The 12,267-nt window shown below is 62.2% G+C and carries 22 protein-coding genes; all 22 read left to right on the top strand.

Annotated features, from left to right (window positions below; all coding sequences use genetic code 11):
* The first annotated feature begins 351 nt into the window (after window positions 1–351).
* On the top strand, window positions 352–660 hold the full coding sequence (rpsJ, locus tag BLP88_RS06315; protein WP_003803825.1) for a 30S ribosomal protein S10: 309 nt from the start codon (window positions 352–354) through the stop codon (window positions 658–660).
* Between the two features lie 17 nt (window positions 661–677).
* Entirely contained in the window at window positions 678–1,328 is a 651-nt protein-coding gene (gene rplC / locus BLP88_RS06310; RefSeq protein ID WP_074587815.1) for a 50S ribosomal protein L3, read from the top strand.
* A gap of 4 nt (window positions 1,329–1,332) precedes the next feature.
* Entirely contained in the window at window positions 1,333–1,950 is a 618-nt protein-coding gene (rplD, locus tag BLP88_RS06305; protein ID WP_074587814.1) for a 50S ribosomal protein L4, read from the top strand.
* Window positions 1,947–2,252 carry a 50S ribosomal protein L23 gene (gene rplW / locus BLP88_RS06300; RefSeq protein WP_070350360.1) on the top strand — a complete coding sequence of 102 codons (306 nt, stop codon included), beginning with the start codon at window positions 1,947–1,949 and terminating at the stop codon, window positions 2,250–2,252. Before rplD ends, rplW begins: the two co-directional genes overlap by 4 nt.
* Window positions 2,253–2,281: 29 nt before the next feature.
* Entirely contained in the window at window positions 2,282–3,121 is an 840-nt protein-coding gene (gene rplB / locus BLP88_RS06295) for a 50S ribosomal protein L2 (RefSeq protein WP_074587812.1), read from the top strand.
* A 12-nt stretch (window positions 3,122–3,133) separates the two neighbouring features.
* The gene (gene rpsS, locus BLP88_RS06290; protein ID WP_070350362.1) at window positions 3,134–3,415 is read left to right on the top strand and encodes a 30S ribosomal protein S19; all 282 of its coding nucleotides are present in this window, start codon (window positions 3,134–3,136) and stop codon (window positions 3,413–3,415) included.
* Between the two features lie 38 nt (window positions 3,416–3,453).
* A complete protein-coding gene (rplV, locus tag BLP88_RS06285) occupies window positions 3,454–3,819 on the top strand; it encodes a 50S ribosomal protein L22 (protein ID WP_074587810.1) in 366 nt (121 codons plus the stop codon).
* Window positions 3,820–4,641 (top strand): 30S ribosomal protein S3, encoded by an 822-nt coding sequence (rpsC, locus tag BLP88_RS06280; protein ID WP_070350364.1) that lies wholly within the window; start codon window positions 3,820–3,822, stop codon window positions 4,639–4,641.
* A complete protein-coding gene (rplP, locus tag BLP88_RS06275) occupies window positions 4,642–5,058 on the top strand; it encodes a 50S ribosomal protein L16 (RefSeq protein WP_070350365.1) in 417 nt (138 codons plus the stop codon).
* Window positions 5,059–5,060: 2 nt separating this feature from the next.
* Window positions 5,061–5,381 carry a 50S ribosomal protein L29 gene (rpmC, locus tag BLP88_RS19220; protein ID WP_074587808.1) on the top strand — a complete coding sequence of 107 codons (321 nt, stop codon included), beginning with the start codon at window positions 5,061–5,063 and terminating at the stop codon, window positions 5,379–5,381.
* Entirely contained in the window at window positions 5,378–5,674 is a 297-nt protein-coding gene (gene rpsQ / locus BLP88_RS06265; protein WP_070350367.1) for a 30S ribosomal protein S17, read from the top strand. Before rpmC ends, rpsQ begins: the two co-directional genes overlap by 4 nt.
* A gap of 343 nt (window positions 5,675–6,017) precedes the next feature.
* On the top strand, window positions 6,018–6,386 hold the full coding sequence (gene rplN / locus BLP88_RS06260) for a 50S ribosomal protein L14 (RefSeq protein WP_074587806.1): 369 nt from the start codon (window positions 6,018–6,020) through the stop codon (window positions 6,384–6,386).
* A 3-nt stretch (window positions 6,387–6,389) separates the two neighbouring features.
* A complete protein-coding gene (rplX, locus tag BLP88_RS06255; protein WP_074587804.1) occupies window positions 6,390–6,752 on the top strand; it encodes a 50S ribosomal protein L24 in 363 nt (120 codons plus the stop codon).
* Entirely contained in the window at window positions 6,752–7,330 is a 579-nt protein-coding gene (rplE, locus tag BLP88_RS06250) for a 50S ribosomal protein L5 (protein WP_074587802.1), read from the top strand. The genes rplX and rplE overlap by 1 nt, the downstream gene beginning before the upstream one ends.
* 73 nt (window positions 7,331–7,403) lie before the next feature.
* Window positions 7,404–7,802 carry a 30S ribosomal protein S8 gene (gene rpsH / locus BLP88_RS06245; protein WP_074587801.1) on the top strand — a complete coding sequence of 133 codons (399 nt, stop codon included), beginning with the start codon at window positions 7,404–7,406 and terminating at the stop codon, window positions 7,800–7,802.
* An 18-nt stretch (window positions 7,803–7,820) separates the two neighbouring features.
* Window positions 7,821–8,357, top strand: a complete 537-nt coding sequence (gene rplF / locus BLP88_RS06240; protein WP_074587799.1) for a 50S ribosomal protein L6 — start codon at window positions 7,821–7,823, stop codon at window positions 8,355–8,357.
* A 3-nt stretch (window positions 8,358–8,360) separates the two neighbouring features.
* On the top strand, window positions 8,361–8,744 hold the full coding sequence (gene rplR, locus BLP88_RS06235) for a 50S ribosomal protein L18 (protein WP_074587797.1): 384 nt from the start codon (window positions 8,361–8,363) through the stop codon (window positions 8,742–8,744).
* 29 nt (window positions 8,745–8,773) lie between these two features.
* Complete coding sequence (rpsE, locus tag BLP88_RS06230) at window positions 8,774–9,448, top strand: 30S ribosomal protein S5 (RefSeq protein WP_175453505.1); 675 nt, start codon at window positions 8,774–8,776, stop codon at window positions 9,446–9,448.
* 2 nt (window positions 9,449–9,450) lie between these two features.
* Window positions 9,451–9,657, top strand: coding sequence for a 50S ribosomal protein L30 (gene rpmD, locus BLP88_RS06225; protein ID WP_074587793.1), 207 nt, complete (start codon window positions 9,451–9,453; stop codon window positions 9,655–9,657).
* Entirely contained in the window at window positions 9,657–10,136 is a 480-nt protein-coding gene (gene rplO / locus BLP88_RS06220) for a 50S ribosomal protein L15 (protein ID WP_074587792.1), read from the top strand. Before rpmD ends, rplO begins: the two co-directional genes overlap by 1 nt.
* 201 nt (window positions 10,137–10,337) lie before the next feature.
* Entirely contained in the window at window positions 10,338–11,648 is a 1,311-nt protein-coding gene (gene secY, locus BLP88_RS06215; protein WP_074587790.1) for a preprotein translocase subunit SecY, read from the top strand.
* 5 nt (window positions 11,649–11,653) lie between these two features.
* On the top strand, window positions 11,654–12,223 hold the full coding sequence (locus BLP88_RS06210) for an adenylate kinase (protein WP_175453512.1): 570 nt from the start codon (window positions 11,654–11,656) through the stop codon (window positions 12,221–12,223).
* Window positions 12,224–12,267 lie beyond the last annotated feature (44 nt).

Raw genomic sequence — 12,267 nt, 5'->3', positions numbered from 1 at the left:
GGCAACGGGTCCCGGCCGCCCGATTCGCATCTGCCGCGGAATTCCGGCATACTAGATGAGTTGTTCAAGCGCTCCTTCGCGTCCCGATCCGGATAATGCCGGGTGCAGGGTCCAGGCTGGAGCCCAAACATAACCCGGATCCCCCAAGGAAATGCGTACTGCTTCGCGTGAAAATCGCGACACGCCCGACCGCGGGGGTCGGAGCATCGGCGGCTTGAGGAACCCGGTTTTCCGGATTCAAGCCGTGCGGTGGGTGGTGGTAGAACCTCAATTGCTTCGGCAGCCACGGAACGCAAGTAAACAGGGCAGCCCTAACCCAGGGAAGCACAGACTGAAAGAGAGTCAGGCGACATGGCGGGACAAAAAATCCGCATCCGGCTGAAGTCATATGACCACGAGGTCATTGATGTTTCAGCACGGAAGATCGTTGAGACGGTCACGCGCGCAGGCGCAACGGTAGTCGGCCCGGTGCCGCTTCCGACGGAGAAGAACGTGTACTGCGTTATCCGCTCTCCCCACAAGTACAAGGACAGCCGTGAGCACTTCGAAATGCGTACTCACAAGCGTCTGATCGACATCATCGACCCCACGCCCAAGGCTGTCGACTCGCTCATGCGTCTCGACCTGCCGGCCGACGTGAACATCGAAATCAAGCTGTAGGGAGGTGCTGAGAGACTATGACCGCAACCCGTAACGTAAAGGGCCTGCTGGGCACGAAGCTCGGCATGACCCAGGTCTGGGACGAGAACAACAAGCTCATCCCGGTAACTGTCGTCCAGGCTGACTCCAACGTCGTCACCCAGCTGCGCAACGCAGAGGCCGACGGCTACGTCGCCGTTCAGATCGGCTATGGCCAGATCGATCCCCGCAAGGTCACCAAGCCGCTGGCTGGTCACTTTGAAAAGGCCGGCGTGACCCCCCGCCGCCACGTCGTCGAACTGCGCACTGCAGACGCCGCCTCTTACGAGCTGGGCCAGGAGCTTTCTGTTGAGCTCTTCGAAGCCGGCCAGAAGATCGACGTCGTCGGCACCAGCAAGGGTAAGGGCTTCGCCGGTGTTATGAAGCGTCACGGCTTCTCCGGTGTCGGTGCTTCCCACGGTGCGCACAAGAACCACCGCAAGCCTGGTTCCATCGGTGGCGCATCCACCCCGAGCCGCGTCTTCAAGGGCCTGAAAATGGCCGGCCGCATGGGCGCCGTACGTCACACCACGCTGAACCTCACCGTTCACGCCGTTGACGTTGAGAAGTCGCTGCTCCTTATCAAGGGTGCCGTCCCCGGTGCCCGCGGCCAGGTCGTACTCGTACGTTCCGCCGTGAAGGGAGCCTAGTTCAATGACTAGCACTGTGAAGGTAGACCTGCCTGCAGAGATCTTCGACGTCCAGACCAACGTGCCGCTGCTGCACCAGGTCGTCGTCGCCCAGCTCGCTGCCGCACGCCAGGGTACCCACAAGACCAAGACCCGCGCTGAAGTTTCCGGTGCCGGCCGCAAGCCGTTCAAGCAGAAGGGTACGGGCCGCGCCCGCCAGGGCTCGATCCGCGCTCCGCACATGACCGGTGGTGGCATCGTCCACGGCCCGACCCCGCGTGACTACGCCCAGCGCACCCCCAAGAAGATGAAGGCCGCTGCTCTCCGTGGCGCCCTGTCGGACCGCGCCCGCAACGGCCGCATCCACGTCGTCGCTGAACTGGTTGCCGGCACCAAGCCGTCCACCAAGGACGCCCTGGCGACGCTGAAGGCTGTTACCGAGCGCAAGAACCTGCTCGTCGTGATCGAACGCGCCAACGACGTTGCTGCACTGTCCGTGCGCAACCTCGCCGACGTCCACACCCTCTACGTGGACCAGCTGAACACCTACGACGTTCTGGTCTCCGACGATGTGGTCTTCACCAAGGCTGCTTTCGAAGCGTTCGTCGCTGACAAGGCAAAGAACGAGGAGGCCGCCAAGTGAGCGTCACCACCATCAAGGACCCGCGCGACGTCGTCATCGCACCCGTCGTTTCGGAAAAGAGCTACGGCCTGATCGACGAGGGCAAGTACACCTTCCTGGTGGACCCCCGTTCGAACAAGACCGAGATCAAGCTGGCCGTGGAGAAGATTTTCTCCGTCAAGGTCGAATCGATCAACACCATCAACCGTGCCGGTAAGCGCAAGCGGACCAAGTTCGGATGGGGACAGCGCAAGAGCACCAAGCGTGCGATTGTCACCCTGAAGGAAGGCACTATCGACATCTTCGGCGGTCCGCTCGCGTAGCGGAGACCACTTTAACGAGGAAATGAATTATGGGAATCCGTAAATACAAGCCGACTACCCCGGGCCGCCGTGGCTCGAGCGTAGCCGACTTCGCTGAAATCACGCGATCGACTCCGGAAAAGTCGCTGCTGCGTCCGCTGCACAAGACCGGCGGCCGTAACAACACCGGTAAGATCACCACCCGTCACAAGGGTGGTGGACACAAGCGCCAGTACCGTCTGATCGACTTCCGTCGCCACGACAAGGACGGCGTCAACGCCCGCGTTGCCGAAATCGAGTACGACCCGAACCGTACGGCTCGCATCGCGCTCCTGCACTACGTTGATGGCACCAAGCGTTACATCATCGCCCCCAACAAGCTGTCCCAGGGCGACTTCGTTGAGGCCGGTCCCGACGCTGACATCAAGCCGGGCAACAACCTGCCCCTGCGCAACATCCCCGTCGGTACCGTGATCCACGCAGTTGAACTGCGTCCGGGTGGCGGCGCCAAGATGGCCCGCTCCGCCGGTGCTTCGGTGCAGCTCGTTGCCAAGGAAGGCCGTTTCGCCCAGCTGCGTCTGCCCTCCGGTGAAATCCGCAACGTTGACGTGCGCTGCCGCGCAACCGTCGGCGAGGTCGGCAACGCCGAGCAGTCGAACATCAACTGGGGCAAGGCCGGCCGTATGCGCTGGAAGGGCGTCCGCCCGACGGTCCGTGGTGTGGCCATGAACCCGGTTGACCACCCGCACGGTGGTGGTGAAGGCAAGACCTCCGGTGGCCGTCACCCGGTCAACCCCAACGGCAAGCCCGAGGGCCGTACCCGCCGCCCCAACAAAGAGAGCGACAAGCTTATTGTTCGTCGCCGCCGTACTGGCAAGAACAAGCGATAGGAGCCTGGACACATGCCACGCAGCCTGAAAAAAGGTCCTTTCGTTGACCAGCACCTCTTTGTGAAGGTCGCCAAGGAAAACGAAAAGGGCACCAAGAACGTCATCAAGACCTGGTCCCGCCGTTCGATGATCATCCCGGACATGCTGGGTCACACGATCGCCGTTCACGACGGACGCAAGCACATCCCGGTGTTTGTCACTGAGTCGATGGTCGGGCACAAGCTCGGCGAATTCGCTCCCACGCGGACTTTCCGCGGCCATGTCAAGGACGACCGTAAGGGCAAGCGCCGCTAAGGCGCTCGTTCTACGGCTAAGACGAGAGAAGGAAAGCAATGGAAGCCAAGGCTATTGCGCGTCACATCCGCGTAACGCCTATGAAGGCCCGGCGCGTCGTCAACCTTGTTCGTGGCAAGCAAGCGAACGAGGCTCTGGCAATTCTGAAGTTTGCCCAGCAGGCAGCTTCGGAGCCGGTATTCAAGGTAGTTCAGTCGGCAATGGCGAACGCCCGGGTCCTCGCGGACCGCGACGGCGTTGCCTTTGACGAGGGCGACCTCTACATCAGCGAAGCGTTTGTTGACGAGGGCCCGACCATGAAGCGGTTCCAGCCGCGTGCACAGGGTCGCGCCTACCAGATCAAGAAGCGCACGAGCCACATCACCGTGGTAGTCGCTACCCCGGAGAAAGAGGAGGCTCGCTAAGTGGGACAGAAAGTAAACCCGCACGGGTTCCGACTCGGTATCACCACCGATCACGTTTCGCACTGGTTCGCTGACAGCACCAAGAACGGCCAGCGGTACAAGGACTTCGTTCGCGAAGACATCCGTATCCGCCAGCTCATGTCCACGGGCATGGAGCGCGCCGGCATCGCCAAGGTCGAGATCGAGCGCACCCGCGACCGCGTCCGCGTGGACATCCACACGGCACGTCCGGGCATCGTCATCGGCCGCCGCGGCGCCGAAGCCGACCGCATCCGCGGCGAGCTCGAGAAGCTGACCGGCAAGCAGGTCCAGCTGAACATCCTCGAGGTCAAGAACCCGGAGATCGAAGCACAGCTGGTTGCCCAGGGCGTTGCTGAGCAGCTGACTTCCCGCGTGGCATTCCGCCGTGCGATGAAGAAGGCCATGCAGTCCGCACAGCGTGCGGGTGCCAAGGGTATCCGTATCGCCTGCTCCGGTCGACTGGGCGGCGCGGAAATGTCCCGCTCCGAGTTCTACCGCGAAGGCCGTGTGCCGCTGCACACCCTGCGCGCGAACATCGACTACGGCTTCTACGAGGCCAAGACCACCTTCGGCCGCATCGGCGTGAAGGTCTGGATCTACAAGGGCGACGTCACCGCCAAGGAACTGGCTCAGCAGGCAGCTGCTGCTCCGTCCCGCGGCCGTGCCGGCGACCGCCCGGGCCGCCCGGGTGGCGACCGCCGTCGTCGTAACGACCGTCCGGCAGCTGAGGCAGCACCCGCTGCCGCTGAAGCTCCGGCCGCTGAAGCTGCTGCTCCGGCAGCAGAAGGAGGACAGGCTTAAATGCTTATCCCACGTCGAGTCAAGCACCGTAAGCAGCACCACCCGGGTCGTTCCGGCGCTGCCACGGGCGGCACCAAGGTCAACTTCGGTGAGTTCGGTATCCAGGCCCTGAGCCCGGCATACGTGACCAACCGCCAGATCGAATCCGCCCGTATCGCGATGACCCGCCACATCAAGCGTGGCGGTAAGGTCTGGATCAACATCTACCCGGACCGTCCGCTGACCAAGAAGCCGGCCGAAACCCGCATGGGTTCCGGTAAGGGTTCCCCGGAGTGGTGGGTCGCAAACGTCAAGCCGGGCCGGGTTCTCTTCGAACTCTCCGGTGTCAATGAAGAGGTAGCTCGCGAGGCACTGCGCCTGGCAATCCACAAGCTGCCGTTGAAGGCACGCATTGTGCGTCGCGAAGGTGGTGAATAGAAATGGCAGTAGGGTCGAAGGATCTCGCACCCGCACAGCTGGACGGTTTCGACAACGAGCGTCTCGTTGAGGAACTCCGCAAGTCCAAGGAAGAGCTGTTCAACCTGCGTTTCCAGTCCGCCACCGGCCAGCTGGAGAACCACGGTCGTCTGCGCGCGGTAAAGAAGGACATCGCACGCATCTACACCGTTCTCCGTGAGCGCGAGCTGGGCATTCGTGCCGAGGTTGCCGCACCGGTTGTGGAAGCCAAGGAAGAAAAGAAGTCCAAGAAGGCTGCCAAGGCTGAAAAGGTCGAGGCTGAAGCTGGAGAGGACGCCAAGTGAGCGAGAAGGAAACTGTGACGGAAGCAGCAGCCAGCGCTGAACAGCGCGGTTACCGTAAGACGCGTCGCGGCTACGTTGTCTCGGACAAGATGGAAAAGACCATCGTTGTCCAGGTTGAAGACCGCGTGAAGCACGCTCTGTACGGCAAGGTTATTCGCCGCACCTCGAAGATCAAGGCTCACGACGAAGAGAACACCGCCGGCATCGGCGACCTCGTCCTCATCGCCGAGACCCGCCCGCTGTCCGCTACCAAGCGGTGGCGCCTGGTGGAGATCCTCGAAAAGGCCAAGTAAATCCGACGACGGCCTGCCGGCAGGGATTCACTGGAAGGGCCCGCATTCCGCAAGGGATGCGGGCCCTTCCGCGTTTCGGTCCCGCGGCCGAAGCATGCTAGGATATTGAGTTTGTATGGCGCCATTTGTGTGTCTGCAACCAACCTCGTAAACAATCGTGCCATGGCATACTGCCCCGCGCCGGTTTTCCCGGCAAGGGAAGCTGATGCTTCTGGCATGGGCGTTTAGGCCTGCTCTGGCAAAATCCAGGCAGGTCCAGAGACACCCCGATCAACCGTTCCGCAAGGCTCATTCCGTATGCACGTTTTCGGCTTGAGAACCGGCGCGACGCAAGGAGTAAAAATTGATTCAGCAGGAGTCGCGACTGAAGGTCGCCGACAACACGGGTGCTAAGGAAATCCTTACCATTCGCGTTCTCGGTGGTTCCGGCCGTCGCTACGCAAGCATCGGCGACGTCATCGTCGCAACCGTCAAGGACGCTATCCCGGGCGGCAACGTAAAGAAGGGTGACGTCGTCAAGGCTGTCATCGTTCGCACCAAGAAGGAACGCCGCCGCGCGGACGGTTCCTACATCAAGTTTGACGAGAACGCAGCTGTGATTCTGAAGAACGACGGCGACCCCCGCGGTACCCGTATCTTCGGCCCGGTTGGCCGCGAGCTTCGCGACAAGAAGTTCATGAAGATCGTCTCCCTGGCTCCGGAGGTGCTGTAACCCATGGGTGCAAAGATCAAGAAGGGTGACCTCGTTCAGGTCATCACCGGCGCCAAGCAGGACCGCGGCGGCGACCGTGGCAAGCAGGGCAAGGTTCTGCGCGTATTCCCTGAGGCCAACCGCGTGCTCGTGGAAGGCATCAACCGCGTAACCAAGCACACCAAGGTCGGACAGTCGCAGCGCGGCACCAAGACCGGCGGCATCGAGATCGTCGAGGCCCCGATCCACATCTCGAACGTGGCTCTGGTTGACCCCTCGACCAAGAAGCCGACCCGCGTCGGTTTCCGTGTTGAGACCGTTGAGAAGGACGGCAAGAAGAAGACCGTTCGCATCCGCGTGTCCAAGGCCACCGGGAAGGACATCTAATGACTGAGACTCTCGAGACTCCGGTAAAGATCGTTCCGCGTCTGAAGACCAAGTACGCCGAAACCATCAAGCAGTCCCTGCTTGAGGAATTCAAGTACGAGAACGTGAACCAGGTTCCCCGCCTGGTGAAGGTCGTTGTGAACATGGGTGTTGGAGATGCCGCCAAGGACTCCAAGCTGATCGACGGCGCTGTCCGCGACCTGACCCTGATCACCGGCCAGAAGCCGCAGGTCACCAAGGCCCGCAAGTCCATCGCCCAGTTCAAGCTGCGCGAAGGCATGCCGATCGGTGCGCACGCCACCCTCCGTGGCGACCGCATGTGGGAATTCGTGGACCGTCTGGTCAGCCTCGCCCTGCCCCGTATCCGCGACTTCCGCGGCCTCAACGGCAAGCAGTTCGACGGCAACGGCAACTACACCTTCGGTCTGACCGAGCAGGTTATGTTCCACGAGATCGACCAGGACTCCATCGACCGCGTCCGCGGTATGGACATCACGGTTGTGACCACCGCCAAGACCGACGACGAAGGCCGTGCACTGCTCAAGGCACTCGGCTTCCCGTTCAAATCCGAAGACTAATTAACTACGTAACAGGTCCGCTGCGCGCTGAGGCGCACAGCGGAAACCGCTACGAGGAAGGGCAAGAGCCCAAATGACTATGACAGATCCTGTCGCAGACATGCTTACGCGTCTGCGCAACGCCAACTCGGCATACCACGACTCCGTGACCATGCCGTACAGCAAGCTCAAGGCACGCGTTGCCGAGATCCTGAAGGCAGAAGGCTACATCGCTGCCTGGAAGGAAGAGGAAGCTGAAGTTGGCAAGAAGCTGACCATCGACCTCAAGTTCGGTCCGAACCGCGAGCGTTCGATTGCCGGTGTCCGCCGTATCTCCAAGCCGGGTCTGCGCGTTTACGCGAAGTCCACCAACCTGCCTCACGTGCTGGGTGGCCTGGGTATCGCAATCCTGTCCACCTCTTCCGGCCTCCTGACTGACAAGCAGGCCGGCAAGAAGGGCGTGGGCGGCGAAGTCCTCGCGTACGTCTGGTAACGGGAAAGGAAGAGAATAATGTCACGTATTGGACGTCTCCCCATCACCGTTCCCGCCGGCGTCGACGTCAAGGTTGATGGCTCGGTCATCAGCGTCAAGGGCGCCAAGGGCGAGCTGACCCACACTGTGGCCAGCCCGATCGAGGTCACCCTGGACGAAGGCACCCTGACGGTCACCCGCCCGAACGACGAGCGCAACTCCCGCTCGCTGCACGGCCTGACCCGTACCCTCATCGCCAACATGATCGAAGGCGTTACCAAGGGCTACGAGAAGAAGCTTGAGATCGTCGGTACCGGTTACCGCGTCCAGGCCAAGGGCTCCGACCTTGAGTTCGCTCTCGGTTTCAGCCACCCGGTCAACGTCGCCGCTCCGGAAGGCATCACCTTCACGGTTGAGGGCCCGACCAAGTTCTCGGTCGCCGGTATCTCCAAGCAGCAGGTCGGCGAGGTTGCTGCCAACATTCGCAAGCTGCGCAAGCCCGACCCCTACAAGGGCAAGGGTGTCCGTTACGCCGGCGAAGTTATCCGCCGCAAGGTCGGAAAGGCTGGTAAGTAAACCATGGCCATCGCAATTAATAAGAAGCGCACGAACAAGAGCAAGGCAGCTGCCCGCAGCCGCCGCCAGCTTCGTATCCGCAAGCGTATCGTCGGTACGGCTGTCCGCCCCCGCCTGGTGGTCAACCGCTCCGCACGTCACGTATTCGTCCAGGTTGTCGACGACAGCAAGGGTGTCACCGTGGCCTACGCTTCCACCCTGGAAGCCGACCTGCGCGCGTTTGACGGTGACAAGACCGCCAAGGCCAAGCGCGTTGGCGAGCTCGTTGCAGAGCGCGCAAAGGCTGCCGGCATCGAAGCTGTTGTCTTCGACCGCGGTGGTAACAAGTACCACGGCCGCATCGCCGCCGTCGCTGACGGTGCACGCGAAGGTGGGCTGGCACTGTGACCGTTGAAAATAACGAAAAGGACATTCAGGTGACTGAAGCTGCAGCTGCTGAGGCAACTGAGACCGCTGCTGCCACCGACGACCGCCGCGGCGGCCGTCGCGGCGGCGAGCGGGGCGACCGTGGCCAGGGCCGCGGCGACCGTGGTGGCCGTGGTGGCCGCGACGGCGGTCGTGAGGCCGAGAAGAGCCAGTTCGTAGAGCGCGTTGTGACCATCAACCGTGTCGCCAAGGTCGTCAAGGGTGGTCGTCGCTTCAGCTTCACCGCCCTCGTCGTCGTCGGTGACGGCAACGGTCTGGTCGGCGTCGGCTACGGCAAGGCCAAGGAAGTTCCCGCCGCCATCGCAAAGGGTGTCGAAGAGGCCAAGAAGTCCTTCTTCCGCGTCCCGCGCGTCGGCAACAGCATCCCGCACCGCGTGCAGGGTGAGGCCGCAGCCGGCGTCGTCATGCTGCGTCCTGCTTCCCCGGGTACCGGTGTTATCGCCGGCGGTCCGGTCCGTGCAGTACTGGAGTGCGTCGGTATCCACGACGTTCTCTCCAAGTCGCTCGGTTCCTCCAACGCCATCAACATCGTTCACGCGACTGTTGACGCCCTGAAGCGACTGGAAGAGCCCGCTTCCGTGGCGGCCCGCCGTGGCCTGCCGCTGGACGAGGTTGCTCCGGCTGCTCTGGTGCGCGCCATCCAGAACCAGAAGGCAGGTGTCTAGTCATGGCTAAGAACCTGATTCCCTCCGACGCCAAGTTGGAGATCACCCAGATCAAGGGCGTCATCGGCGCCAAGCAGAACCAGCGCGAGACCCTGCGCTCCCTCGGCCTCAAGCGCATCGGACACACCGTTGTCCGTACCGCCGACGCCGTGACCGTGGGCATGCTCAACACGGTTCCGCACCTCGTGAATGTTGAGGAGGCGAAGTAATGGCCGAGAACAAGACCGCCGAGGCTGCTGACAAGCAGCACGCGCTGAAGGTCCACCACCTGCGTCCCGCCCCGGGTGCCAAGACTGCCAAGACCCGTGTTGGTCGTGGTGAAGGCTCCAAGGGTAAGACCGCCGGTCGCGGTACCAAGGGTACGAAGGCCCGCTACCAGGTCAAGGCTGGCTTTGCCGGCGGCCAGCTGCCGCTGCACATGCGCCTGCCGAAGCTGCGCGGCTTCAAGAACCCGTTCCGGGTTGAGTTCCAGGTTGTGAACCTGGACAAGCTCAACGAGCTGTTCCCGGAAGGCGGCGCTGTGACCGTCGAGGCTCTGGTCGAGAAGGGCGCTGTTCGCAAGAACCAGCCCGTGAAGGTGCTGGGCACCGGCGACATCACCGTCAAGGTTGACGTCACCGCCCACGCTTTCTCCGCCAGCGCTGCGGAAAAGATCGCAGCAGCAGGCGGCACCACCACCGCTCTCTAAGGGATCCGTCCCGGGAAGCGGCGGGGGTTCCATCCTGCTGTGAATCAACTCCCGGTGTGCGGGGCTTCGGCCCTGCGCACCGGGAGTTTTTTCGTTTCGGGGCCTCCCGATTGTTCGCATGGCGCATACAACAGCTAAACTCGGGTGTTGGGTTTCATAGGGCCCATCGTTACCTTTGGATTTTTCTACTCAGGAGGACGCTTGCTTAGCGCATTCGGCCGGGCGTTTCGGACGCCTGATTTGCGACGCAAGCTGTTGTTCACGCTGGGAATCATCACAATCTTCCGCTTGGGTGCATTCATTCCCTCGCCTGGTGTGAGCTACCAGAATGTGCAGCAGTGCTTGCAGGGCGGTCAGACACAAGGGAGCCTGTACCAGCTCGTGAACCTGTTCAGCGGCGGCGCGCTGCTGCAGGTGTCCATCTTCGCGCTGGGCATCATGCCCTACATCACCGCAAGCATCATCGTGCAGCTGCTCCGCGTGGTGATCCCACGGTTCCAGCAGCTGTATGAAGAGGGCGCCTCGGGCCAGGGGAAGCTGACCCAGTACACCCGTTACCTGACGATCGCCCTGGGCCTCCTGAACGCCACCACCCTGGTGTCCCTCGCGCGTTCCGGCCAGCTCCTGCCGAACTGCCAGCTGCCCATCATCCCGGACAGCAGCATCATCACCACCATCCTGATCATCATCACCCTGACGGCCGGTACCGGCCTCATCATGTGGATGGGTGAGCTGGTGACCGAGAAGGGTGTCGGCAACGGCATGTCCCTGCTTATCTTTACCTCGATCGCGGCCACGTTCCCCACCTCCCTCGGCGCCATCTGGACCTCCAAGGGCCCGGGCACCTTCTTCACCGTGCTGGCCATCGGCCTGGTGACAGTTGCCCTGGTGGTCTTTGTTGAGCAGTCCCAGCGCCGCATCCCGGTGCAATACGCCAAGCGCATGGTCGGCCGGCGGACAGTGGGCGGAACCAGCACTTATATCCCGATCAAGGTGAACATGGCCGGCGTCGTGCCCGTTATCTTCGCTTCCTCGATGCTTTACCTGCCTGGCCTGATTGCACAGTTCAACCAGCCGAAAGCGGGGGAGCAGATGGCCCCGTGGGTGGAATGGATCAACAACAACCTCACCAAGGGTGACCACCCCATTTACATGGCGCTCTACTTCGCCATGATCGTTTTCTTCACGTACTTCTACGTAGCCATCACCTTCAACCCTGAAGAAGTGTCGGACAACATGAAGAAGTACGGCGGGTTTATTCCGGGCATCCGGGCGGGTAAACCGACCGCGGACTACCTGCAGTACGTGCTTTCCAGGATCACCCTCCCCGGAGCCATCTACCTCGGCTTCGTTGCGCTGATCCCGCTGATCGCCCTGGTCCTGATCGGCGCCAACCAGAACTTCCCGTTCGGTGGCACCTCGATCCTGATCATGGTGGGCGTCGGCTTGGAAACCGTCAAGCAGATTGATGCGCAGCTACAACAACGTCACTACGAAGGGCTTTTGCGATGACGAGAATGCTGATCATTGGACCTCCGGGTTCGGGCAAGGGTACCCAGGCCGACCGGATTTCGGGACGCCTGGGTGTAGTCGCCATCTCCACCGGCGACATCTTCCGTGCCAACGTCAAGGGAGAAACGCCCTTGGGCATCGAAGCCAAGAAGTACATGGACGCCGGCGACTTCGTTCCGGACGCCGTCACCAACAAGATGGTCCGCGACCGCCTCGGCGAGTCCGACGTCGAGAACGGCTTCCTGCTCGATGGCTACCCGCGCACCACCGCACAGGTTGACTACCTCGACCAGATCCTCGCCGAAGGACAGCAGAAGCTCGACGTGGTGCTTCAGCTGACCGCCGACGACGAGGAACTCGTCAGCCGCCTGCTCGGCCGCGCCAAGGAAACCGGCCGCTCGGACGACAACGAAGCTGTCATCCGCCACCGCCTGGACCTGTACCACGAGCAGACCGAAGCCGTGGTGGCGAAGTATGCCGAACGCGGCATCCTGACCCAGGTGGACGGCATCGGCGGCGTCGACGAGGTCACCGACCGCGTGCTGCTCGCCATCGAAGCGGCCAAGGCCATCTGAACACGGCGCTACTGACGCTTCCTGAAAGGGTGCGTCCCGTACCA

Source organism: Arthrobacter cupressi (assembly GCF_900099975.1).
In the GTDB taxonomy this organism is placed as follows: Bacteria; Actinomycetota; Actinomycetes; order Actinomycetales; family Micrococcaceae; genus Arthrobacter; species Arthrobacter cupressi.
This window is presented reverse-complemented; position numbering and strand designations above follow the sequence as displayed.